This is a genomic window from Bacteroides thetaiotaomicron VPI-5482, assembly GCF_000011065.1.
GTDB classification, from domain to species: domain Bacteria; phylum Bacteroidota; class Bacteroidia; order Bacteroidales; family Bacteroidaceae; genus Bacteroides; species Bacteroides thetaiotaomicron.
Genome location: NC_004663.1, coordinates 5975441 through 6000752, shown reverse-complemented (window position 1 = coordinate 6000752; position 25312 = coordinate 5975441). Strand labels below are relative to the sequence as shown.

Sequence of the window (25312 nt, the reverse complement as noted above, 5' to 3'; positions counted from 1 at the left end):
TATGTATATCATCTATTAATACTGTATTTTTGAAGGGCAGGGAAAACGCATTATAAATCATGTAAAATAAGTTCCCATAAGAATTCATTATCCCACCCTGCTATTAATCTTTTTCTATTGATTGGTATCTCTCTTTTGTTGTTTCTCAATGTGGCCAATGCAATTTTCGCCAGTACGGAGAAGTTTAATGCTGATATATTTCTTCTTCTGGTATTGTCTTCATGGAAATTGACATCCAACTGCCAATGTAGATTATTCTCAATTTCCCAGTGTTCTCTACTATTTTTAAGTATCTTCTGCGCATCAGGTTCCAAGGAAGATATAAAACATCTTTTTTCCACTGTAGTGCCTTTGTTTGTATTTCTGGTATTCTCAATATATCCAAAAGACCGTATATTTTTCCACTTCTTTCTAATATCTGCTCCCAGAAAACCGGGATCGTTGCAGCAATAGCAGATTCTCGACTCATTCCTGCCATGTCCTTCCTCATGCGTCTCATATTTGTCAAATCGTACTGTTGTACCTTTTGATACAATACTTTCTGTTGCTGACAGTACTGTTTCCTTTAATTTCGGTTGATTATCTTTCACTATAAAAATGTAGTCACCTTCTCCCTTTATGACTTTCTCTGCAATTGTACGCTGGCATCCTAAAGCGTCAATTGTAATAATACAATCTTTTATACACAACATATCTAATAATTCAGGAATGACAACTATCTCATTTTCCTTTTCTTGTGTGCATAACTGTCCAAGGGAGATTCCCAGTTCTGTTGCAAATGCACTAATAACATGCAATTTGTATTTTCCCGTATTCGAATCAGGAAGTACTCCTTGTTTACGACGACGCTTGTCCTCTTCGGATTCATAGGCTCCTCGTATGGTTTTACCATCAATGGCTATATGACCCGAATAACATTTGAGAATGCTTTGGACCCATTGTCTATAAGATTCTTCAAATTTTAAAGGATCTAATGCCGAGAAAAAGCGATTAAATGTATCATGAGAAGGGATGCCATTAAAATTGGAAAGCTTGGCTGCAAAAAAAGATTCTTTACTTTTACCAAAGTCTTCTATTGAATTCCAAGTATCAGCGCCACATATAACAGCAGAAATGGCAATAAGAACAATGGTACTGGCCTGATGCTTTTTACAACGCTCTATCCGGTTATCTATCAATATTAATGAATCAGCAAATTCATGTAGGTTGCTGATCTCAATCCTTCTTTTAGTTTCTTGCTTCATTTTAATTGTGATTTATAATCACGTAAATGTACTTAAATAATATTGTAAATGAAAGATAAATATCTTATTAATAAGATGAAAAGACGATATTCATGTAAGATAAATGTATAAAAGATAAAAGAAAAAGTATAATGCGTTTTCCCTGTTTTGAAGGGATATTACCATCGTTCCACTCCAGTGCACAGATCTCATCACTCTTGTGAAGAGTTCTCATCACTAGAGTGAACAGACCTGTTCACTCTAGTGGAACGATAAAGAATGTGTACTTCCCTAATAATGGTTGACTTGTTTATCTCTAATAGCTGCTATGTGTTGACTAGAAATATTACTAACCCTGGCAGCTGTTTACTTTATTATTTATTATTCCTGCCTCCGGTTTACTTATTTTTTTCTTATTCCTTTAACCGGTTGACTCTTCTCTTTGAAAGAAGAAAAAAGAAAGGAACTCACCCTTTTTCCTCTTTCTATCCCGCTAGCAGGGCATTCTTGGTCTTTTCATAAGCAAATGTACATATTTATTTTTAAGCAAGTGCTACATTCAGATACTTTTCTCTGTAGCTTATCCATCTTTTCCTGATAGGTCCTTGCATTTCTCCTGCCTGTACCGGGGTAAGCATATCCAAGCTCATATGAGGCCTTTCGTTGTTATAGAAGTGAACGGCTGTTGCTACAGCTTTTCTGACTTCCTGTATTGAACTAAAGCGCATTCCTTGCAGCAATTCATTCTTTATAATGCCATTCACACGCTCAGCTATGGCATTGTCCTTGGGATTGCCATCCTCTGTCATGCTGGGAAGAATCCCGTTATGTCGTAATATGGCAATATAATCCGCACTGGCATATTGTACGCCTCGGTCGGAGTGATGGATCAAACCCTTAATCTCCTTTGCAGCTATGCGTCTGACTGCCATTTCCAGAGCTTCCACTGTGTAACAGCTTCCCAGAGTATCACCTACGCAATACCCAATGATCTCCTTCGTATAGGCGTCTGTCACCAGAGACAGGTAGCAGAACACATAACTGCCGTCAGGCAACCATATGGTAATGTAAGTGATATCACTAACCCACAGCTGATCAGGATGTTCTAATAGCAATGTCCTGGTTAAATCAGGATACTGTGGCAAGTGATGAGAGGAGTCTGTCGTACGTGGAGCCCGAAAACGTTTGCGTATTGTCAGCTTATACTTGGACAATATAGCACAGAAACAGTCACGCCCAACAAAGGCCTGGCTGGTGCCGAACTCATTACGGTACATCAGCCAAAGTTTCATCCCCCCAATACCAGGGTCCTTTGAACGCACACGTTTGACAAACTCAAGAACAAAACGTTCACGGGCCGAACTATCCGTACTATGGTCAACATACTTATAAAAGGCTTGCTTTGTTACACCAAACAATTTGCAAAGAGAGACCACCGTATAGGCATGCCTCCCTTTACAAAGCCTTTTTATTGTTTGGTACCAGCTTTTTTTCGGATAGGAAGATTAAACATCTCCTCGGCAACATCAATCATCGTATCGAAGGCGTGCGCACGCATTTTAGCATCTTTAAGCTCTGCACGTAAACGCTCATTCTCAAGACGTAAGGCAGTAATTGAGGAGGATTCATCCGAGGACTTGGGAGACTTGTTCTTTTTCATATAAGCGGATATTTCAGGATTAGAATCCTCAAAGATACGAACCCAACGCCAAAATGTAATGCGGGCAATCCCTTTTTCTTGGGCAAAACGAGAAACTGAGAAATTCGAACGATAGAAATCGCCAAGAAGTTCAAGCTGATAAGGACTAAAGGTCATGTCACTCTTTTTCATCTTTTATTCATTTTAGTTGATACTTATAGTAGTCAACCAAATCCAGGGTAAGACAATGAAAGGTAGAAAAGATACAAATATAAGCAGGATATCATAGAAAAGACAGTCAGATAAAACACTAACAACCGCCCAATGACAAGGAATACAATATAGTTCAAAATACAATATCCGCATGGGTTCGGATTGAATTATCCTAAAATTTACATCTAATCTGAATACCAGAGACAAAAAAGTTCAAAGTATGCTATGATATTAGCATATAATTGATAAATTTGCAAGCAAAATATCTTACTTTATAACACATAATCTAATATTACTATTATGACACAGCACTTCAGATATACGACATTGGTACTTCTTACAACATTATCTACCGTTTATGCCTCCGCACAGTCTCTGCGAAAATTAATGGAAATGTCTCCGCGCATTATTGAATCGAAATGGGAGCAAACTCCGGAAGGAGGAACAGAATTAAACTATTACAACGGAGACCTGTGCAGTTACTACCTTTTCCGCGAAAATGATCGTTCATACAATTTGAACCCCGGAAAGAACACGGTATTCAGAATAGAGAAAGGCTCCAATGCCAGCAATTCTTTCAAGACTTCAAGCAGGTATATGTTCTTCCGCGGTCAATTCCCCAAAGACTTTCAGATCAGTACTCCTTATGCACTTCCTGTAAAGACCGGCGAAGAAACACAATGGCAGATCGCTCCTCAGGAATCTGCCAAAACTATGATATTCCAAATTCAGGAAGGAGACACCGTCTATGCAACCCGCAGAGGAGTCGCCTGTGCGACAGTGCTGCCACAGCAATTGTTGATATACCACCCCGACCATACCTTTGCCGCTTACCTTATGATGCGTCAAAACTTCATCCAGACGGGTGAAGAAGTCATGACCGGGCAACCCATTGGGATAGCCGGAGTACTCGGAGTATCCATCTCTTATTTTTTTCTTGATAACAATAAATTCGATGCAAACGGCTTCTTAGGTTATCCATATTCTCACTTTACTCCTGTATTCCGCACGGACAAGGGGGATGTAAAACTGGAGGAGAAAACAGCCTATAAATCTGCCACAGATGATGAACTGATTATGCTCGAAATGAGCAAACGTGAAAAAAAGAAATTTCAGAAGCAGAAATACTCAAAATAAAGGGAAACAATATGCGTATATTTTATCTTATCCTCTGTTTCATCTGCCTTTGCGACCTGCTCCATGCGCAGACTGTAAGAATCTCTTATGAAGGCGACCCGCTTACGGACAAAGAACGCCGGAAGATTGAACAGACCCTCCAATATGAAGTCGAATTTTATGCACAATTCGGACTTCCCGATACGCTTAATCTTCAATTGACTGTATTCAACAAAAGGGAAGATGCGCTGGTCTATCTGAACAAATTCAATATACATCCTCCCAAAAGTACAAACGGAATGTATATATCCAGATTACAAAAGGCCATCATATTAAGCAGAGAAAAAGAATACCAACAAGGTCTGGGCGTCATCTATCACGAACTGAGCCATCACCTCACCTTGCAAATCACGGCAGGACGTCCTCCGATATGGTTCAACGAGGGACTTGCCGAATATTTTGAGCATTGTAAAGTTAATAAAAAAGGACTTCAGCACACGTTTACCGATTACGAAAAAGGAAGAATCCGCACTATATATATGTTGGGGGACATTGATCTGCTCACCTTTATCAACAGCCGCCAAAAGGAATTTATGAAGCAGCAAAGAACCGACGAACAATACGCCTATATCCTCTCTCATGCACTCGTCACTTTCTGGATCGAGAAAGTTCCCCGGCAGATATTACGTGATTTTGTACTCTCCTTTCAAAACAAAGATGACTCATCCATTGTTTCCGAACGGATAGATAAGGTTTACACCGGAGGGTTCAAACAATTTGAAAAAGATTTTGAAGCCTTCTGCAAATAGTTTTATCTTTTTTCTATCTTTGCACCGGCTATGGGATTAGCCTTTAACCGCCCTTTGGAGCTGATGATCCCTACAATTTGAATGTATAACTCTTAAATTGTCAGCTTATGCTCAAGACTTTACTCTTTATCGGTATGGGAAGTTTTACCGGAGGCGTTCTGCGTTATCTCATCTCGCGTTACGTTCAGAATTTCTTGACACCTTCCTTCCCTTTGGGAACACTTCTGGTCAATGTACTCGGTTGTTTCGCCATCGGCCTGTTTTACGGACTCTTCGAACGGGGAAATCTGATGAACCCCAATCTGAGAATGTTTCTCACCGTAGGATTCTGTGGAGGATTCACCACCTTTTCAACCTTCATGAATGAGAACTTTCAGTTAATCAAAGACGATAATTTCTTCTACCTCTCACTCTATGTAGGCCTCAGCTTGTTTGTAGGATTCATTATGCTGTACTTGGGATATTCACTTGTAAAACAATAAACATAACATATCTACATCATATGATCAAAAGAAATGCAGCCAAGCCCGTCCGTGTGGCTCCTCCCATGATGGAGGAACAGGAAGTCAGTACAAGCACCTTGCAAGAACTGCTCGAAAAAGAGGAAACCGTCTCAAATCTCATATTCAGCAAAGGAAGAGAAGAGGGAATCAGCAAGTCTTACAAGAGTTTCAAGAACTGCACTTTCCGGAATCAGACATTCAGCGAATGTAAATTCCGTTCTTCTCAGCTGGCAGATATACGGTTTGAGAACTGCGACCTGTCCAATATATCTTTTGCAGAAAGCTCCCTTTACCGGGTAGAGTTCATTGCCTGCAAATTACTAGGAACCAACCTTTCAGAGACGACCATGAATCATGTTTTATTGCATGACTGTAATGCCTCTTACATCAATCTGGCGATGAGCAAAATGAATCAGGTACGCTTCTCGCACTGCCATTTCCGGAACGGAAGTTTCAATGACTGCCGTTTCTCTTCCGTCGCCTTCGACAGTTGTGATTTGGTAGAAGCTGACTTTTCTCATGCTCCGCTCCGTGGAATCGACCTGCGTACTTCGCGCATCGGCGGAATAACACTTAATATCAGCGACCTGAAAGGAGCTGTCATTACTTCCTTGCAGGCCATGGACTTGCTTCCGCTGTTGGGAGTTATTATCGAAGACTAGAATTCTACCAATTTCATCCATCCGCATTCAAACAAAAAGCATCGTCACATTGTTATTTAATAAGACCGGACTAATGACATCTAGGGAGTATGATTCGAAAGAATACCTATTTATAGTGATTTTCCACTCTCTGTCAAGTCCGTACTTTTGCAAAAATATTATTCAAAACAATAGAAACGATGAAAATAGAAAAAATTGTAGCTCGAGAAATTCTCGATTCAAGAGGTAACCCCACAGTAGAAGTTGACGTAGTATTGGAATCAGGTATCATGGGACGTGCGTCTGTTCCGTCAGGTGCTTCCACAGGTGAACATGAAGCACTCGAACTTCGTGATGGTGACAAGCAACGTTACGGTGGCAAAGGCGTACAAAAGGCGGTGGACAATGTAAACAAGATCATTGCTCCGAAACTGATCGGTATGTCTTCTCTCAACCAAAGAGGAATCGACTACGCAATGTTGGCACTCGACGGTACTAAAACCAAGTCCAATCTAGGTGCTAACGCTATTCTTGGCGTATCTCTCGCTGTAGCCAAAGCAGCAGCCAGCTATCTTGATCTCCCTCTCTATCGCTATATCGGCGGAACAAATACATACGTAATGCCTGTACCGATGATGAATATCATCAATGGCGGTTCACACAGTGACGCTCCTATCGCATTCCAGGAATTCATGATTCGTCCGGTAGGTGCACCCTCATTCAGAGAAGGTTTGAGAATGGGCGCCGAAGTATTCCACGCTTTGAAGAAAGTACTGAAAGATCGTGGCCTCAGCACTGCCGTAGGCGACGAAGGTGGTTTCGCTCCTAACCTCGAAGGTACGGAAGATGCTCTGAACTCTATCATCGCAGCCATCAAAGCTGCCGGATACGAACCAGGTAAAGACGTAATGATCGGTATGGACTGCGCTTCTTCCGAATTCTACCATGACGGTATCTACGACTATACCAAGTTTGAAGGTGCCAAAGGCAAGAAACGTACCGCCGAAGAACAGATCGACTACCTGGAAGAACTGATCAACAAATTCCCAATCGACTCCATCGAAGACGGTATGAGCGAAAACGACTGGGAAGGCTGGAAGAAACTGACTGAACGTATCGGCGACCGCTGCCAGTTGGTAGGTGATGACCTGTTCGTTACGAACGTTGACTTCCTCGCAATGGGTATCGAGAAGGGATGTGCAAACTCTATCCTGATCAAAGTAAACCAAATCGGTTCGCTGACCGAAACTCTGAACGCTATCGAAATGGCTCACCGTCATGGCTATACGACTGTCACTTCCCACCGCTCCGGCGAAACGGAAGACGCAACGATTGCAGACATCGCAGTAGCTACGAATAGCGGACAGATCAAGACCGGTTCATTAAGCCGTTCGGACCGTATGGCTAAATATAACCAACTGCTCCGCATCGAAGAAGAACTCGGTGACTTGGCTGTATACGGATATAAGAGAATCAAATAATCTTTATTCTCTTTTCAGATATCTTTCCCCCGGGCAATGTGTTGTCCGGGGATTTTTTTATATATTTGATGACTTACAAACGACCTGAAGCATTTTGCTACGTATCATATAGTAAACAGGAATAAATAATGATGAATCAGGAAAAAATACAGGAACTGGTCAGCCGAAGTCAGCAGGACGACAAAAGGGCCTTCGCCCTACTGGTTTCAGAATTCCAGCCACTGGTATTCCGACTAGCTTTCCGTTTACTTTGTGATGAAGAGGAAGCCAGAGACATAACACAAGAAACATTTGTAAAAGTATGGTTATCCCTGAAAACGTACAATCAGGAAAACCGCCTGTCAACCTGGCTTTACAAAATCACCTGTAACACCTGTTACGACCGTTTGCGTTCGTTACGCCATTCTCCGCTGGATAATGAATCCGCCTTTTCCGATTCGGTAAATATTCCTTCTGACGATCATATTGAGATATCTCTTTCCAACAAGCAGTTGAAAGAACTGATATTGCGATATACCAACGAACTGCCTCCCCAGCAGAAACTCGTTTTCACGCTTCGGGATGTCGAAGAGTTGGAGGTAGCAGAAGTACAGATTATCACAGGATTATCGCCCGAAAAGATAAAAAGTACCTTGTACCTTGCCAGAAAGAACATACGTAATAAAATGAATCAAATAGATCCCGACTTATGAAACAAGAAGATAAACAGTATGAAAAATGGCTGACCGAAGTCAAAAGTAACCAGCCGATATTGGAAAATCCGGAGGAACTGACCGCTACCATCCTCAACAGAATATCCGGGATCTCACCGGAAAGGAAACGGAGAAAGTTTCTCATAGGAGCATGGGCATCCGGCATTGCCGCCTCATTATTACTCCTGCTATTCATCAATGACACTTGCTTCACTTCTGTCCCTCACCGGACAGAAATGCAAAATGAATATGATAACTGGTCAAACAGCATTCCATTACCTGACAACTGGGAAGAAATGCGACTGCTGGAAAAGAATACTTATCTATCCTCTCAATATATACAACACCGGAAATCCCGGAAGATGCAAATCTTACAAGTCATCAAAAAAAAACGATTAAAATAGACAGAATATGAAAACCAACTATTTCTTAATAACCATGCTACTGTTACTTAGCATGACTTCTTGCAGCACCTATTATCGGATGACTTCACGGGTTGAAAGGGACGGAAGTATGTACAGAGAAATCTATGCACAAGGTGATTCCGCTTTCATCGCAGGAGATAAGACACATAATCCATTTCTGTTTCAACCGAATGCCAACTGGCAATTAGTAAATCTAGACTCTACAATTAAATTCAACTTCTGGGGCGAAGAAGAAAAGCTGAATGTAAAAGCCTGCCAAAAACTCTCCGGAGTAGATGGAGAATACTTCACTGTTGACAAAGGTAAAGAGCATCTGAGTGCCATGGCTATACCTATGGAACGGGTAAAGAAGAGTTTCAGATGGTTCTATACCTATTATATATATACCGCCACTTACAAAGAACTTCAGGACAAAGGTCCTGTACCTCTTGACAATTATCTGAATAAGGAAGAGCAAATGATTTGGCTTCATGGAAACGATGATGCCTTCAGAGGCATGAACGGCATCGAAATGAATGATAAACTGGATAAACTCGAAGCTAAATTCGGAGAATGGTATAACCGCAATGTCTATGAGATCAATTGGGAAGTCATCCGCCACTTCACTTCTTTACAAGGAGATACCGCTTGCCTGCAGTGTCTGGAGGAATTGAAAGATTCTGTCTACAAGAAACATTCGTCAGAAAAAGGCGACAGTATGGGAGACGCTGATATCGAGGAGGTCTGCGGTATGTTTGATAAAGCTTGCAGTACGAAATACTTTTCGGACCTTTATAAAACAAATAAAGAAATGATGGATGCCCTGTGCGAAGAGAAAATCAACATCGCCGAAGTCTTCTATCATGCTATACAATTTGAGTTGACACTGCCGGGCAGACTGCTCACCTCTAACGCCAAAGTTCTGAAAGATAATGTAGTCATTTGGAAAATAGACGGCTTCCGGCTTCTCGCTGGTGATTATATACTTACCGCAGAGTCACGGGTCATTAATTACTGGGCATTCGGGATTACTTTATTCATGATGCTGTTTGTCTTAGGAATTTTCATCAAATTATACAGGAGGAGATCATAAAAGCAGTAACAAATAGCATCGTCGTTTTCAGACTCTTGCAGCAGTCCTCAACCGGATGATTGATAATCATACTGTATAGCAGATAAGCCTTTTCGTTTCATCAAGTAAATCATTCCATTCATCAGATTAATTTGAGTACGCGAAACCATCAGGGTAATTTTGAGGTCAGAAATCAATTAAACTATTTAAATGATGAAGACTCTTAAAATCTATTTCCTGCTTATGCTGCTGATTCAGACAATCAGCATATCCGCACAGTCAGTCATATCGGGTAAAATAACCAATAACGACAGTTCACCCATAGTCGGCGCGACAATATTGTTATCAAACGGTATGGACTCTACCTATATAACAGGGACGACCTCCGACTTGGACGGACGATTTAAAATGATAAATGTCAAATCGGGCAATTACTTTCTTTCCTTGTCAATGATCGGATATAAGAAAGCAAATATCCCCCTGCAGATCAAGGAAAGCATGAATCTGGAATTGGGTGACATTACACTGGAAGAAGATTCTTATATATTGTCTACTGTAAATATAATCGGCAAGCGCCCTCCAATCAAGGCCGAACCGGGAAAGATGACAGTCAACTTATCATCTGCCCTATTGAGTACGGACGGTAATATACTGGATGCACTGAGAAAACTACCGGGAGTAATCGTTCAGAATGACGGAACAATTATTCTTAATGGCAAATCAGGGGCGAATGTTTTAATGGATGATAAAGTGACCTATTTATCGGGAGAGAACCTCATCAATTACCTGCGCTCCATCCCTGCCAGTTCTATTGAAAATATAGAACTGATATCCCAGCCATCATCAAAACACGATGCTTCAGGCAGTTCGGGCATCATTAACATTCAAAAAAAGAAAATCAAAGAACAAGGTATAAGCCTTACAGCTTCCTCCGGTCTGGAACAAGGAAAACATACTAAAGGGAATGAAAACCTGACTCTGAACTTTCACCACAATAAATTGAATATGTATGCCGACTATTCTTATTATTGGGGAAAAGATTTTATAGAACTATCGGTTTCCGGTCATTACCTGGATCCGATGACTTTAAAACCTCTTGAACTGAGAAAAGATTTTGATAGTGATATAAACCGGCAATACAAAGGGCATTATATCAAAACAGGGGTCGATTATGACTTGTCGGAGAAGATAGCCATCGGAACATACTTCTCATCAAGCTGGCTCAATAGGAACAAACAAGAAGTGACTGTATCTGACTTTTTTAATAACGACAAGACTCAAAGCGACTCAACCTTAACAGCGTTAAGCACACCGGACTATAGCTACACCAATATCATAGGGGGAGCGAACATGATATACAAATTTGCGAAAACAGGAAAATGGGATGCTTCTTTTGATTATCAGCTTTTTAATCAAGAGGATAACCATCTGCTGAAATCCTTTTTTCAGACAGGTATTCATCCGGTAAAAGGAGACACATTGTCCGGTATAACCAATGGGGACATTAAAATATACAGCGGACAAACTAATTTGAGCTATGATATCTCTGACAAGTTCGGAATAACCACCGGGCTCAAATCGGTTTTCGTACATATAAGCAGTGATGCCTTATACAAAAACCTGATTGCCGGTGATTGGAGAGAAGACAGTGATCTCAGCAGTAGTTTTGCTTATCATGAGAATATCTACGCAGGGTATCTTCAGCTAAACGCTAAATGGTCTGCCAGATTTTCAACAGAAATAGGCTTACGATTAGAAAGTACATATACAAAAAGCAATTATAATTCAGCCGTTCAGGACTCGGTATTCAACCAAAGCTATGTACACCTCTTCCCTACTTTGATGGTTCAATATCAGCTTTCCGAAAATCATAATTTGTCTATGGCATACAGCCGTCGCATCGTCCGCCCCAATTACAGAAATATGAATCCTTTCGTTGAGGTCAGAGACCAGTTTTTATATGAACAAGGAAATACCGAATTAAGACCAGAACTAATAGATAATATAGAAATCTCATGGCTACTCAAAAAACGATATTCATTCAATGTATTCTACTCTCACAGGAGTGATCCTATCTCGTTAAGTTTTTTAGTCGAAGATAATAACCGTGTCTTACTAATGCCGCAAAATTTATCAGGCAATAACTCATTCGGAGTAAGAGCCGGCTTGAATAACCTAAAACCATTCCAATGGTGGACATCCCATATAAACGGATCTTTAACTTATAAGAAATTCAGTTGGGCAACACTTGGGAAAACACTAAAAAATGAAGTGACAACACCCATGCTACATATCAGCAATCAATTTACATTACCATACGGCTGGGATGCGGAAGCCCTCGGATTTTATAGTGGAGAAATGATTGAAGGACAGACCAGAGTGAAACCTTTATGGACAATATCTCTCGGAGTCCGCAAAAACCTGTGCAATAACAAATTTAGTTTGTATATTTACGCACATGATATATTTCATTCGAACCGCCCCCATGTAAGTATGGAGACTAACTATCTGTATTACGCGTCTCAGGAAAAAAACGACAGCAGAATGATAGGCATATCGCTCAGTTATCGTTTCAATCGAGGCAAAGAGATTAAGAAATCTCAGAATGAAAACAGAATAGAAGAAAGTAAACGGATAGGTTTGTAGTATCAAAGATTAAAATAGCAACTAATGAACTTAAAGTACGAATGGATTAACACCCTATTTATAATACTGCCACTTTCCTTGTGCGTATTTATTATTGTAGATATCGCTTATAATGAGCGAATATGGGAACTGGATACTTTTGCCGTAAAAGCACGTTTACAGGCATTGGGCATCACTGTTGCTTACTTCTATCTTTTAAACTATATTTTTAAGCGGGTAGCCCGCTTCTTTATCGACAAAAGCAAAGATGAGAAGAAAGCAAACTGGAAAGAATACGTATGGGTGTTTCTGATAAACTTCGTCTTCCTAAATATCATGCATACATTCATTATGTTTTGCATAACGATGGCCGGGACTTTCAAATGGGGCGAATCGGCATTGATCAATGTGACAGGAGCTCTCCTGGCGTTTCTATATTATATAATGATACGCAATAGAATTTTATTCAAGAGTCTTATCGAGCAAAGCCTTCAATTAGAAAAAGTAAAAGTCGACCAACTGGAGACCGAACTTAAATTTCTGAAATCCCAATATCATCCGCATTTCCTGTTCAATGCTTTAAATACCATCTATTTTCAAGTGGATGAGAATAACAAAGTAGCCAAACAAAGTATCGAGCAGCTCTCCGACCTGTTGCGATATCAGCTTTATGATATAGAAAAGGAAGTGACGATGGAACAGGAAATAAATTACCTGAGATCATATATTGCCTTTCAGCAATTGCGGATGAGCGAAAGGCTTATGTTGGATTTATATTTCGACCCGCAACTAAAAGAGCAAAAAATACATCCTTTATTACTTCAGCCACTGATCGAGAATGCTTTCAAATACGTAAGAGGAGATTACAAAATAAAACTGGAAATCAAAGTTGACGGAAACCAGATTCAGTCTGAGATAAAAAATTCAATATCCTCCTCCCCATCTACTGCCAACAAAAAAGAGAAAGGGATAGGCATTGAGAATTTAAAACGCCGGCTTGACCTTCTGTATCCTGAAAAATACAGCTTAGACTTCAAACAAACAGACCATATGTTTATCGCTAAATTAACCATAAACACTGATTGATATGAAAATAAAATGTATCATTACAGATGATGAACCTATAGCAAGAAAAGGCTTGCGAGGGTATATCGAAAAAGTAGATTTCCTCACCTTGACCGGAGAGTGTGAAGATGCCGTCCAACTAAATACAATACTGAAGACCCAAGAAATAGACCTTCTGTTTCTTGATATCGAAATGCCCGAAATGACAGGTATAGAACTGTTGTCTAATCTAACAAATCCGCCCAAAGTTATTATTGTATCAGCTTATGAACAATACGCCCTAAAAGGATATGAGTTTAATGTAGTGGATTATCTTTTAAAACCTGTATCTTTCGATCGTTTTATCAAATCTGTCAACAAAATCTACGATTTGTTACAAACGGAGCAAAAAGAAAAGAATGATTATATATTTGTGAAGAGCAACAAACTATTAAAAAAGATTCTGTTCAAGGATATTCTCTACATTGAAAGCATGGAAAACTATGTTGTCATTCAGACAGTCTCATGCAAGGAAGTAGTGTATACTACTCTGAAACAACTCAATGATTCATTGCCGAAGGATGTTTTTCAACAGACTCACCGCTCATATATTGTGAATCTTGAAAAGGTTACTGCTATTGACGGCAATCAGCTGACCCTCTCCTCTTACAAAATACCAGTAGCCCGGACCTTCAGAGACAGTATCTTCAACCTGATACTGAATAACCGGCTAATAATCAAAAGCTAAACCGGAGCGACACAGGATATAAAAGAAAAAGCATCCAAGTAAAATACCTGAATGCTTTTTTCTTTCTGAGCCTCTTGTCGGATTCGAACCAACGACCCCGAGATTACAAATCACGTGCTCTGGCCAACTGAGCTAAAGAGGCGGGTGGGTAAGCTTACTATATCGCGCCGCTACAACCAACTACCTTTGCTGCGATCAAGCCCTGGAGGATTCGAAGGGAGCTGGCCGTATAGGACTTACCCGTTTTGCGGTTGCAAAGGTAGGCATTTTTATGGATTCTGCAATAGCTGTAGGTAACTTTTTTGCATAAAAGGAAGTAATACTCTACGTTTCAAGCAATTAAAAATCAAAAAAAATATTCGAGTGCCAACTTTTACTGCTTTATTAACTTTAACAACCATATTCCCTTTACCAACCGATATTATTTGTACCTTTGTGCGCAATTTATTAACGAAGATGACAGAGAACAGAAGCTATTTACAGAAATATGCCATGCACTTTGGCACGTATATGGGAATCTATTGGATATTGAAGTTCATTTTATTTCCGTTGGGATTTCACATCCCTTTCCTTTCACTATTATTTGTAATCCTGACGTTGGCAGTGCCGTTCATTGGTTATCACTACGTGAAGATGTATCGTGACAAAATATGTGGAGGAAGTATCCAATTCTCTCATGCGGTTCTCTTTACCATATTCATGTATATGTTTGCTTCCCTGCTGGTAGCCGTTGCACACTACGCCTATTTCCAGTTCATTGACCACGGCTTTATCATCAACTCCTATATCCAGTTATGGGACGAACTGATGACTAAAACACCCGCTTTGATGGAAAATCAAGAGATAATAAAAGAAACGATAGATACTGCCCGTTCACTTACTTCCATCAATATTACCATGCAACTCCTGTCATGGGATGTATTCTGGGGAAGTTTACTGGCCATTCCTACCGGATTGATGGTAATGAAGAAAGCACGACCGGAAAACAATACCCCGGCCCAATCATAATTCGTAATTCATAATTATTAAAAATGAATATATCAGTTGTAGTCCCATTATTCAATGAAGAAGAGTCACTGCCCGAACTCTACGCTTGGATAGAACGGGTAATGAAAGCCAACGGATTCTCATTCGAAGTGATTTTCGTTAACGACGGAAGTACAGACCGTTCATGGGAGGTAATAGAAAAACTCAAGGCCCAATCGGACTGCGTAAAAGGCATCAAGTTCCGCCGCAATTACGGTAAATCACCCGCACTCTACTGCGGATTTGCAGAAGCACAAGGAGATGTGGTGATCACAATGGATGCCGACTTACAGGACAGCCCGGACGAAATACCGGAGTTATACCGGATGATTACGGAAGACGGATACGATCTGGTGTCCGGATGGAAGCAAAAAAGATATGATCCGCTATCAAAGACACTGCCGACAAAGTTATTCAATGCTACCGCACGTAAAGTATCAGGTATTCCAAACCTGCACGACTTCAACTGCGGTCTGAAAGCCTATCGCAAAGATGTCGTGAAAAACATCGAAGTATATGGCGAAATGCACCGCTATATCCCCTACCTTGCAAAGAATGCCGGATTCCAGAAGATAGGTGAAAAGGTAGTACACCACCAGGCACGTAAATATGGCTCTACCAAATTCGGATTCAACCGTTTCTTCAACGGATATCTGGATTTGATTTCTCTTTGGTTCCTGTCTAAATTCGGAGTGAAGCCGATGCATTTCTTCGGATTATTAGGATCGCTTATGTTCTTTATCGGAATGATCTCCGTTATCATGGTAGGTGTCAGCAAACTGCACGCAATGTACAACGGTCTCCCCTACCGGCTTGTAACCGATTCTCCTTATTTCTATCTATCGCTCACAGCGATGATTATCGGTACACAGTTATTCCTTGCCGGATTCCTGGGAGAACTGATCTCACGTAATGCCCCCGAACGGAACAATTATCAGATAGAAAAGAAAATTTAATTCACGCCCAATAACCGATTATGAAGAATTTAATTCGTATCTTTTTAATAGTAGTAATTGTTGGTGCAGGTATAAGCATCGGCAGTTCGTGTTCGGACGAAAATGATTGCTCGCTGGCGGGACGCCCCATGATGTACTGCACATTGTACACAATTGACGAGATAACCGATCTCAGGGTAAATGACACACTGGACTCATTAACAATTACAGCATTGGGAACAGACTCAATCATTCTCAACAACCAGAAAAAAGTACATACGCTGATGTTACCGTTACGCTATACCAGCGATACTACTGTATTTATACTCTGGTACAATCCGAATAGTCCTACTAACAAAAAAGATGTTGATACATTATATATTATACAAAAAAACACACCGTATTTTCAATCAATGGAATGCGGATATATGATGAAGCAGAACATTCTCAGTACCAAATTTGGAAATACCAAAAATAGTTCGGAAAGAATAGATTCTCTACATATACAAAATAAAGAAGCCAATACAAATGAAATTGAGAATTTACAAATATTCTATAGATATCGCGACCGCACGCCTCCTACGATTGAGTAGTGTGCTACTCCTCTTTTGTATTGGAATCCCGACAATTGCTCAACAACAACGACCGACTCCCGTACAAAAAAGAGACCAGAAGAAGAAAGAGGCTGTAGTCGATACCATCCCGTTTTATAATGGGACGTATGTCGGTGTGGACATATACGGCATCGGAAGTAAAATGCTAGGTGGCGACTTCATGAGTTCCGAAGTCAGCATAGGCGTCAACCTTAAAAACAAGTTTATCCCGACCATCGAGTTTGGTATGGGAGGAACAGATACATGGAATGAAACGGGAATACACTACAAAAGTAAGACCGCCCCATTCTTCCGGATTGGTGTAGACTATAATACGATGGCAAAGAAAAAGGAGAAAAACAGCTATCTATATGTAGGTCTCCGCTATGCGTTCAGTTCATTCAAGTATGATGTATCGACCCTGCCGGTTGACGATCCGATTTGGGGAGGAAGTATCGGAAATCCGAGTCTGGAAGACGACTACTGGGGAGGAAGCGTTCCTTTCAGTCATTTAGGGATGAAAGGGTCTATGCAGTGGTTTGAATTAGTGGTAGGTGTCAAAGTACGCATTTACAAGAATTTCAATATGGGCTGGTCTGTACGCATGAAATATAAGACAAATGCTTCGACCAATGAATACGCCAACCCTTGGTATGTGCCCGGCTACGGAAAATTTAAATCAAATAACATGGGAATTACCTATTCCCTCATTTACAAATTACCTCTTTAAAGAATAATGACAGGACTAGAGATTTGGCTGCTTGCAATAGGCTTAGCGATGGATTGTTTCGCTGTTTCAATTGCAAGCGGTATTATTTTGAAACGTACTCAATGGAGACCGATGCTGGTCATGGCTTTGGCGTTCGGACTTTTTCAGGCTCTGATGCCATTCATTGGATGGATGTTTGCAAAGACTTTCAGCCACCTGATAGAAAGTGTAGACCACTGGATCGCCTTCGCTATCCTTGCCTTCTTGGGCGGACGTATGATTCTTGAATCTTTTAAAGACGAGGACTGCCGTCAGACATTTAACCCCGCAAGTCCGAAAGTCGTATTCACAATGGCGATAGCGACAAGTATCGATGCACTGGCAATAGGCATCTCCTTTGCCCTGCTCGGAATCAACAACTATACCGAAATCCTCTCTCCTATCCTTATCATCGGATTCGTATCATTCGTCATGTCGCTCATTGGCCTTTACTTCGGTATCAAATGTGGTTGTGGATGTGCACGGAAATTAAAGGCGGAATTATGGGGCGGCATCATTCTAGTCGCTATCGGATTAAAAATATTGATAGAACATCTATTCTTACAATAATAAGCATTGGTTCCTCTAATAAAAAAAACAGAAAAACGTATGAAAACAAAAAAGAGTTTCCTTTGGCTGGCCTTCCTCATCTTGGCAACGATCTGGATATTAGCCAGACGTAACCAAAAAGCAGAGTTTAATACCGCCAGTGGTTTTGTGTTTGGGACAGTATACAAGATCGCGTATCAACATGACGCTGATCTGAAACCGGAGATTGAAGCGGAATTAAAACGTTTCGACCAGTCTCTCTCACCGTTCAATGACAGTTCGGTCATTAGTCGCGTCAATCGCAACGAAGAGTTGGTGACAGACAGCTTTTTCCAAACTTGCTTCAACCGTTCTATGGAAATCTCCCGTGAAACAAAAGGAGCTTTTGACATAACGATAGCCCCTCTTGCCAATGCCTGGGGATTTGGCTTTAAGAAAGGCGCCTTCCCTGATTCATTGATGATAGACAGCCTGCTACAGATTACCGGTTACGAAAAAGTGAAGCTGGAAAACGGAAAGGTAGTCAAGCAAGATCCGCGTGTAATGTTAAGTTGCAGTGCGGTTGCAAAAGGCTATTCGGTAGATGTAATAGCCCGTCTACTCGATCGGAAAGGAATCAAAAACTATATGGTAGATATAGGTGGTGAAGTAGTAGTAAAAGGTAAAAATGCGACAGGAGATCTGTGGCGTATCGGAATAAACAAGCCGTACGACGACTCATTAGCTGTTAAGCAAGATATACAAGTAGTACTCAACCTGACAGATTTAGGTATGGCTACTTCGGGAAACTACCGCAACTATTATTATAAGGATGGCAAAAAGTATGCTCATACCATCGACCCCAGAACAGGTTATCCGGTACAGCACAGTATCCTATCTTCTACTGTGATTGCCGAAGACTGTATGACGGCTGATGCTTTGGCTACCTCTTTCATGGTAATGGAACTGGAAGAAGCCGAAAAATTCTGTAAAGCAAATCCTATGATCGATGCCTACTTTATATATAGCGGCGAGAATGGAGAGTTTAAGACTTACTATACGGATGGTATGAAACGATATATGCCTGATGCCAAATAGAAAAATGCTTTACAAATAAGCATATAAACGGAGGCTCCATTTCATACGAATAGAGCCTCCGTTTATATAAAACAGCACCTCTGTTGAAGCCAAACGAAGCCTCTGTTTCAGAGTGGCTGAAACAATTATTTCATAAACACAAAATAAACAGCTGCAATCAGGCAAACAAATGCTGCCAGATGGTTCCAGTGCAATGTTTCTCCCTTAAAGAAAACAGTGGTAAAAACAGTAAATATAATCAAAGTAATCACCTCTTGAATCACTTTCAACTGCATCAGCGAGAATGGACCGCCATTCCCGACAAAGCCGATACGATTCGCCGGTATTTGACAAGAATATTCAAAAAATGCAATAACCCAACTAAAGGTAATCACACCTATCAACGGAAGAGCAGCAAACCAAGAATACTCTTGTTTCATCTTTAAATGCCCATACCATGCAAAGGTCATAAAGACATTGGATACAATGAGTAATAAAATTGTATAGAAACCTTTCATCTTATTATATACTAAAATTAGTAATTATCAGTCTATTTTATCCGGCAACAATTCTTCCTGCACATTCGTCATGCTCCCCCACAAGCTGTAGCGAGCTTCCGGATTCATCGCTTCCAACTGTCGCAGAATACCCTTCATATCACTTCGGCTGGACTGTGATTCATAAGGACAATTCTTCACTTGTTTCCGGTAGTCATGCAATGCAGCCAGTTCAATCAGATCAGCCTCGTGCACCATACACATCGGTCGGATAATTGTCATATCAAATTTCTTCATCACCAAGCGAGGCGGCATCGTACTGAATGCCCCCTGATAAGTAATGTTCATCAACAATGTTTCCAAAATATCATCCATGTGATGTCCTAAAGCAATCTTATTGCATCCTTGCTCCTTGGCAACCGTAAACAGAGCTTTCCGACGATTCCAGGAACAAAGAAAGCAGGGAGACTTGCGCGTATCCGTAGCAGGATCAAAGGACGTTTCGTACTGCACAAAAGGCACTCCAAAAGAGTCACAATATGCTTTCAGATATTCAGTATCACTTTGGTAAGGAATATTATTCATCACCACATGGACAGCTATCACAGAAAACCGAGGCTTATAAATACGCGCCCGCTTGCCCAGCAACTCTACAAGTGCCAACGAATCTTTCCCGCCCGACAGTCCGATAAGGATTTTGTCCCCTTCTTCTATCAGTCGATACTGCACCACTCCTTTATTGAATCGCCGTTCAATACGGCGGATCGTCTTCTCTTCTTCCGTAAATTGTGTCATATCTTCAAAAATCGGCTGCAAAAGTAAGCGAAAAGAATGATTTAAAGAAGAATTAACATAATAGAATCTCTGAAAAAGGGTTTATTTCTAATAAATTTGTACTTTTGAACAATTGATGCATGGATTAGTGAATAAAACAATGAAAAGAAAATATATTCTATTTATAATTTGCAGTTTCTTCCTCGGAGGAGTATCTGCACAAACATTGGAACAGGCACGCACCTTATTTACAAAAGGTGACTACGAACAAGCCAAACCCGTATTTCAGAAATATGCCAAATCTCAACCATCCAATGGTAACTACAGCTATTGGTACGGTGTCTGCTGCCTGAAAACCGGAGAACCGGAAGAAGCCGTGAAGTATCTCGAAACCGCTGTAAAAAGACGGGTAGCCGGTGGACAACTCTATCTGGGACAAGCTTACAATGATACTTATCGTTTCGAAGATGCAGTCAACTGCTTTGAAGAATATATCGCCGACCTCAGCAAACGCAAAAGATCGACGGAAGAAGCTGAAGCTCTATTGGAAAAGAGCAAAGCTGACCTGCGTATGCTCAAAGGAGTAGAAGACGTGTGCATTATTGACAGTTTCGTGGTAGATAAAGCAAATTTCCTGAGCGCATACAAGATCAGTGAAGAGTCTGGCAAGCTATTTACATTCAACGAATTCTTCCAGACCGAAGGAGATCATCCGGGAACAGTTTATGAAACAGAAATCGGTAATAAAATCTATTATAGCGAAAAGGGAGAAAGAGGCAATCTGGATATATTCTCCAAAAATAAATTACTGAATGAATGGAGCAACGGTCGCCCGTTGCCCGGCAGCATCAACGAATCCGGAAACGCCAACTACCCGTTTGTTTTATCGGATGGTGTTACTATTTATTATGCAACCGATGGCGAAGGACTGGGAGGATATGATATTTTTGTCACTCGTTACAACACAAATACGGACTCTTATCTGACGCCGGAAAATGTGGGAATGCCGTTCAATTCACCTTATAATGATTATATGTACGTCATCGACGAATACAATAATCTGGGTTGGTTTGCCTCCGACCGTTTCCAGCCCGAAGAGAAAGTCTGCATCTATGTATTCATTCCTAATTCGTCTAAACAGACTTATAATTATGAGGCGATGGACCCGCAGCAGATGATCCGTCTGGCACAGATTCATTCGCTGAAGGAAACTTGGAAAGATGAAAATACAGTAACGGAGGCACTGCAACGTCTGAAAGAGGCAATCAATCATAAGCCACAGGAACGTCGTGTGGTTGATTTCGAGTTTGTCATCGATGATAGCACGACCTATTATCAGTTGAGTGACTTCAAATCACCCAAAGCAAAGCTACTGTTCCAAAGTTACCGGCAACTGGAAAAAGATTATCTGCAACAGGAAGATAAACTGAACGGTCTGCGCCAGCAATATGCAAGCGCCAATCAACAAGGAAAAGAAAAACTTGCTCCCGCAATCCTTGATCTGGAAAAAAGAATTCTGCAAATGAATGAAGAGCTGGATGCTCTTGGAGTAAGTGTGCGTAATGCCGAAAAAACAAAATCAAAATAATACAGAGTTATGGACATACTGATTATCACCGTTCTCATCATTGCTGCAGTAATACTATTTTTGGTTGAACTGTTTGTCATTCCGGGGATTAGCCTGGCTGGCATTTCAGCACTTGCTTGTATTCTCTATGCCAACTATTACGCTTTCGCCAATCTGGGTATGGCAGGAGGATTTATCACTTTAGGGATATCGGCTGTCGCCTGTATCGGCTCGCTTATCTGGTTCATGCGTTCGAAGATGCTGGATAAGCTGGCTTTGAAAAAAGATATTGACTCGAAAGTAGACCGCAGTGCGGAAAAGAGCGTCAAGGTAGGCGACACAGGAATCAGCACTACCCGCCTGGCACAAATCGGTTATGCTGAGATTAACGGTAACATCGTGGAAGTAAGATCGATAGATGGCTTCCTCAATGAAAAAACTCCCATCATTGTGAGCCGCATCACTGACGGTACCATTCTAGTTGAGAAACACAAAATATAATATTCACTTAATATAAATTATCAATGGAAACATCTTTGTACTTACCTATCGTTCTGATTGTTGGAGGTATTATTTTCCTAATACTATTTTTCCATTATGTGCCGTTCTTCCTTTGGTTGTCGGCTAAAGTATCAGGCGTTAACATCTCGTTGATTCAACTCTTCCTGATGCGCATCCGTAATGTTCCGCCGTATATCATTGTTCCGGGCATGATCGAAGCCCACAAAGCCGGATTGAAGAACATCACCCGTGATGAACTGGAAGCCCACTACCTTGCCGGAGGCCATGTAGAAAAAGTAGTACATGCGCTGGTATCCGCATCGAAAGCCAACATTGAGCTGTCATTCCAGATGGCAACCGCTATCGACCTTGCCGGACGTGATGTGTTTGAAGCTGTTCAGATGTCTGTAAACCCGAAAGTGATTGATACTCCTCCTGTTACTGCAGTAGCCAAAGACGGTATCCAGCTGATAGCGAAAGCTCGTGTAACAGTACGTGCCAGCATCAAGCAGCTGGTCGGTGGTGCCGGAGAAGATACCATCCTTGCCCGTGTAGGTGAAGGTATCGTTTCCTCTATCGGTTCTTCGGAAAACCACAAGTCAGTACTCGAAAATCCGGATTCTATCTCTAAACTTGTACTCCGCAAGGGATTGGATGCAGGAACAGCTTTCGAAATTCTGTCTATTGATATCGCGGATATCGATATAGGTAAAAACATTGGTGCAGCTTTGCAGATTGACCAGGCTAATGCAGACAAGAACATCGCACAGGCTAAAGCAGAAGAACGCCGTGCAATGGCTGTCGCTTCCGAACAGGAAATGAAAGCTAAGGCACAGGAAGCACGTGCCAAAGTAATCGAAGCGGAAGCGGAAGTACCTAAAGCAATGGCAGAGGCCTTCCGTAGCGGCAATCTGGGTATAATGGATTATTACCGTATGAAAAATATCGAAGCCGATACTTCAATGCGCGAAAACATTGCCAAACCAACGACTGGTGGTACCACCAACCAGCCTTTGAGTAAATAGTCTACCAAACGCTGGAACCCGATTCCTATTCAGTTCATCTGCGTATCTTCTCTTTGACAAACTTGCAAAAGAAAAGAAAGATACCTCTTCCGAACTAAAATCCGGTTCCGGCGTTTCTATTTATATATACGACTTATTGTAAAACTAAAACCGTTCAATAACATGAAAAAGTACTTTCCATCCTCTGAACTGATTATCAACGAAGACGGCTCGGTATTCCATCTTCACGTAAAGCCCGAATGGCTGGCAGATAAAGTGATCCTTGTAGGAGATCCAGGACGTGTAGCACTCGTAGCTTCTCACTTTGAAAACAAAGAATGCGAAGTGGAAAGCCGCGAATTCAAAACAATCACGGGTACATATAAAGGTAAACGAATCACAGTGGTTTCTACCGGAATTGGTTGCGACAATATCGACATCGTTATGAACGAACTGGATGCACTTGCCAACATCAACTTTGAGACACGGGAAGAAAAAGAAAAGTTCCGCCAACTGGAGTTAGTACGTATCGGTACGTGCGGCGGCTTGCAGCCAAATACTCCGGTAGGCACCTTCGTTTGTTCACAGAAATCTATCGGTTTCGACGGATTATTGAATTTTTACGCCGGACGCAATGCGGTATGCGATCTTCCTTTCGAACGTGCTTTCCTTAATCACATGGGCTGGTCGGGAAATATGTGTGCCCCTGCGCCTTATGTTATTGATGCCAGTGAAGAACTGATTGACCGGATTGCTAAAGAAGATATGGTACGTGGTGTAACGATTGCCGCGGGAGGCTTCTTTGGGCCACAAGGACGTGAGCTCCGTATTCCGTTAGCGGACCCGAAACAAAATGATAAGATTGAAGCATTTGAATATAAAGGCTTTAAGATTACCAACTTCGAAATGGAAAGTTCGGCACTTGCAGGACTTAGCCGACTGATGGGGCATAAGGCAATGACCGTCTGCATGGTGATAGCCAACCGACTGATCAAAGAGGCTAATACCGGATATAAGAATACAATCGATACACTGATTAAGACTGTACTCGACAGAATATAGGATAATATATCCATCATAACAAAATGGCTTGAATCATACTCTGTATTGTATGTTTCAAGCCATTTTTTCATTAATATCCAATCGTAAATCTCTCTTGGTGATGCTTGGGATGTTCCAACTCATCGATCATTGCAGCCGCATAGTCTTCTACAGAAATATGGCTGTTACCCACGATATCCACAATCATATCATCTTTGCCCAAACGGTAACGTCCGGTGCGTACTCCCGGCCTCATATCTGCTGCCGGAGAGAAAAATACCCAGTCAATCTCTTTCTCCTTCATCAGGAAATTCAAGTAAAACTCTCCCAAAGCTTTAACTCCGGGCAGGATATTCTCAGGAACTTCACCCGAATCCATCAGTCGCAATCCCGGCGCAATAAACAGTGAGCCGGCACCACCTACCATCAGGAAGCGATTTACTCCCGCTTTCTTCACTCCATCAATGATAGTCAGATATACTTTGATGGTTTCGTCATATATATCAGGATTATTCCATCCCGGATTGAATGCACTGATAACGGCATCCGCTCCTTTGCAAACTTCGCAAACTTCATCGAGCGAAGAGACATCCGCTTTCTTTACTTTCAGATGCTCGTTCTCTATCTTTATTTTCTCGGGATGACGAACTACAGCTGTCACTTCAAAGCCACGATTCAATGCCTCATTTAGCAGAGCGGAACCAACAAAGCCGCTAGCTCCGATGAGGACTATCTTTTTCACTTTCTCCATATTCCAACAAAAATTAGATTGTTATTATTACTTTAATAACAATCTAACTTTCAGAATGTT

General features: G+C 41.2%; 27 protein-coding genes, 1 tRNA gene and 1 riboswitch. Of the genes, 21 read left to right on the top strand and 7 right to left on the bottom strand.

The annotated features are described in order from the left end of the window. Positions 1–50: 50 nt before the first annotated feature. From BT_RS23085 to BT_RS23075, 3 genes are all read right to left on the bottom strand, one after another. Positions 51–1244 (bottom strand): ISAs1-like element ISBthe4 family transposase, encoded by a 1194-nt coding sequence (locus BT_RS23085; RefSeq protein ID WP_011108038.1) that lies wholly within the window; start codon positions 1242–1244, stop codon positions 51–53. Between the two features lie 521 nt (positions 1245–1765). Then, entirely contained in the window at positions 1766–2659 is an 894-nt protein-coding gene (locus BT_RS23080; RefSeq protein WP_008765456.1) for an IS3 family transposase, read from the bottom strand. A gap of 32 nt (positions 2660–2691) precedes the next feature. Further along, positions 2692–3054, bottom strand: a complete 363-nt coding sequence (locus BT_RS23075; RefSeq protein WP_008765457.1) for a hypothetical protein — start codon at positions 3052–3054, stop codon at positions 2692–2694. A 321-nt stretch (positions 3055–3375) separates the two neighbouring features. Between BT_RS23075 and BT_RS23070 the strand changes: the two genes are divergently transcribed. The 11 genes from BT_RS23070 to BT_RS23020 all read left to right on the top strand — a co-directional run bounded on the left by BT_RS23070 (position 3376) and on the right by BT_RS23020 (position 14210). Beyond that, a complete protein-coding gene (locus BT_RS23070) occupies positions 3376–4212 on the top strand; it encodes a hypothetical protein (RefSeq protein WP_011109337.1) in 837 nt (278 codons plus the stop codon). 11 nt (positions 4213–4223) lie between these two features. After that, a complete protein-coding gene (locus tag BT_RS23065; protein WP_008764722.1) occupies positions 4224–5000 on the top strand; it encodes a hypothetical protein in 777 nt (258 codons plus the stop codon). Between the two features lie 17 nt (positions 5001–5017). Continuing rightward, a riboswitch (Fluoride riboswitch) is annotated at positions 5018–5080 on the top strand. A gap of 27 nt (positions 5081–5107) precedes the next feature. Continuing rightward, positions 5108–5482 (top strand): fluoride efflux transporter CrcB, encoded by a 375-nt coding sequence (crcB, locus tag BT_RS23060; protein ID WP_008764721.1) that lies wholly within the window; start codon positions 5108–5110, stop codon positions 5480–5482. 20 nt (positions 5483–5502) lie between these two features. Next, on the top strand, positions 5503–6165 hold the full coding sequence (locus tag BT_RS23055) for a pentapeptide repeat-containing protein (RefSeq protein WP_008764720.1): 663 nt from the start codon (positions 5503–5505) through the stop codon (positions 6163–6165). A 179-nt stretch (positions 6166–6344) separates the two neighbouring features. Then, positions 6345–7625, top strand: coding sequence for a phosphopyruvate hydratase (gene eno, locus BT_RS23050; RefSeq protein ID WP_008760327.1), 1281 nt, complete (start codon positions 6345–6347; stop codon positions 7623–7625). Positions 7626–7753: 128 nt separating this feature from the next. Then, the gene (locus BT_RS23045) at positions 7754–8317 is read left to right on the top strand and encodes an RNA polymerase sigma factor (protein WP_008764719.1); all 564 of its coding nucleotides are present in this window, start codon (positions 7754–7756) and stop codon (positions 8315–8317) included. Then, a complete protein-coding gene (locus BT_RS23040) occupies positions 8314–8721 on the top strand; it encodes a hypothetical protein (RefSeq protein ID WP_008764718.1) in 408 nt (135 codons plus the stop codon). Before BT_RS23045 ends, BT_RS23040 begins: the two co-directional genes overlap by 4 nt. Positions 8722–8728: 7 nt before the next feature. Then, entirely contained in the window at positions 8729–9814 is a 1086-nt protein-coding gene (locus BT_RS23035; RefSeq protein ID WP_008764717.1) for a hypothetical protein, read from the top strand. Positions 9815–10003: 189 nt separating this feature from the next. Continuing rightward, positions 10004–12439, top strand: coding sequence for an outer membrane beta-barrel family protein (locus BT_RS23030; RefSeq protein WP_011109335.1), 2436 nt, complete (start codon positions 10004–10006; stop codon positions 12437–12439). A gap of 24 nt (positions 12440–12463) precedes the next feature. Beyond that, positions 12464–13504 (top strand): sensor histidine kinase, encoded by a 1041-nt coding sequence (locus tag BT_RS23025; protein ID WP_008764715.1) that lies wholly within the window; start codon positions 12464–12466, stop codon positions 13502–13504. 1 nt (position 13505) lies between these two features. Next, positions 13506–14210 (top strand): LytR/AlgR family response regulator transcription factor, encoded by a 705-nt coding sequence (locus tag BT_RS23020; protein ID WP_008764714.1) that lies wholly within the window; start codon positions 13506–13508, stop codon positions 14208–14210. 68 nt (positions 14211–14278) lie between these two features. On the opposite strand, the gene BT_RS23015 is transcribed toward BT_RS23020, so the two are convergent. Further along, positions 14279–14352, bottom strand: a tRNA-Thr gene (locus BT_RS23015). A gap of 314 nt (positions 14353–14666) precedes the next feature. Here BT_RS23015 and BT_RS23010 point away from each other — a divergent pair. From BT_RS23010 to BT_RS22985, 6 genes are read left to right on the top strand one after another with little or no spacing between them, the layout of a single operon-like run. Next, complete coding sequence (locus BT_RS23010) at positions 14667–15218, top strand: DUF4199 domain-containing protein (protein WP_008760323.1); 552 nt, start codon at positions 14667–14669, stop codon at positions 15216–15218. 23 nt (positions 15219–15241) lie between these two features. Next, positions 15242–16192, top strand: a complete 951-nt coding sequence (locus BT_RS23005) for a glycosyltransferase family 2 protein (protein ID WP_008760322.1) — start codon at positions 15242–15244, stop codon at positions 16190–16192. Positions 16193–16212: 20 nt separating this feature from the next. Further along, positions 16213–16764, top strand: coding sequence for a DUF6452 family protein (locus tag BT_RS23000; protein WP_011109333.1), 552 nt, complete (start codon positions 16213–16215; stop codon positions 16762–16764). Next, on the top strand, positions 16700–17494 hold the full coding sequence (locus BT_RS22995; RefSeq protein WP_008764712.1) for a DUF6048 family protein: 795 nt from the start codon (positions 16700–16702) through the stop codon (positions 17492–17494). The genes BT_RS23000 and BT_RS22995 overlap by 65 nt, the downstream gene beginning before the upstream one ends. Positions 17495–17500: 6 nt before the next feature. Next, positions 17501–18082: a manganese efflux pump MntP gene (locus BT_RS22990; RefSeq protein WP_008764711.1), complete on the top strand. Its 582-nt coding sequence runs from the start codon at positions 17501–17503 to the stop codon at positions 18080–18082. A 39-nt stretch (positions 18083–18121) separates the two neighbouring features. Further along, the gene (locus tag BT_RS22985; RefSeq protein ID WP_008764710.1) at positions 18122–19138 is read left to right on the top strand and encodes an FAD:protein FMN transferase; all 1017 of its coding nucleotides are present in this window, start codon (positions 18122–18124) and stop codon (positions 19136–19138) included. A 125-nt stretch (positions 19139–19263) separates the two neighbouring features. On the opposite strand, the gene BT_RS22980 is transcribed toward BT_RS22985, so the two are convergent. Then, complete coding sequence (locus tag BT_RS22980) at positions 19264–19635, bottom strand: DMT family protein (protein ID WP_008760318.1); 372 nt, start codon at positions 19633–19635, stop codon at positions 19264–19266. 27 nt (positions 19636–19662) lie between these two features. Beyond that, positions 19663–20409, bottom strand: coding sequence for an ATP-binding protein (locus tag BT_RS22975; protein ID WP_008764709.1), 747 nt, complete (start codon positions 20407–20409; stop codon positions 19663–19665). Positions 20410–20548: 139 nt separating this feature from the next. Here BT_RS22975 and BT_RS22970 point away from each other — a divergent pair, with 139 nt between their 5' ends. From BT_RS22970 to BT_RS22955, 4 genes are all read left to right on the top strand, one after another. Next, complete coding sequence (locus tag BT_RS22970; protein ID WP_008764708.1) at positions 20549–21976, top strand: tetratricopeptide repeat protein; 1428 nt, start codon at positions 20549–20551, stop codon at positions 21974–21976. A 9-nt stretch (positions 21977–21985) separates the two neighbouring features. Beyond that, positions 21986–22456 (top strand): NfeD family protein, encoded by a 471-nt coding sequence (locus tag BT_RS22965; RefSeq protein WP_008760315.1) that lies wholly within the window; start codon positions 21986–21988, stop codon positions 22454–22456. A gap of 23 nt (positions 22457–22479) precedes the next feature. After that, positions 22480–23481, top strand: a complete 1002-nt coding sequence (floA, locus tag BT_RS22960; RefSeq protein WP_008760314.1) for a flotillin-like protein FloA — start codon at positions 22480–22482, stop codon at positions 23479–23481. Positions 23482–23643: 162 nt separating this feature from the next. Continuing rightward, positions 23644–24522 carry a nucleoside phosphorylase gene (locus BT_RS22955; protein ID WP_008764707.1) on the top strand — a complete coding sequence of 293 codons (879 nt, stop codon included), beginning with the start codon at positions 23644–23646 and terminating at the stop codon, positions 24520–24522. A 70-nt stretch (positions 24523–24592) separates the two neighbouring features. Here BT_RS22955 and BT_RS22950 read toward each other — a convergent pair whose 3' ends face one another. Further along, positions 24593–25252, bottom strand: a complete 660-nt coding sequence (locus BT_RS22950) for an NAD(P)-dependent oxidoreductase (protein WP_008764706.1) — start codon at positions 25250–25252, stop codon at positions 24593–24595. Positions 25253–25312: the final 60 nt, after the last annotated feature.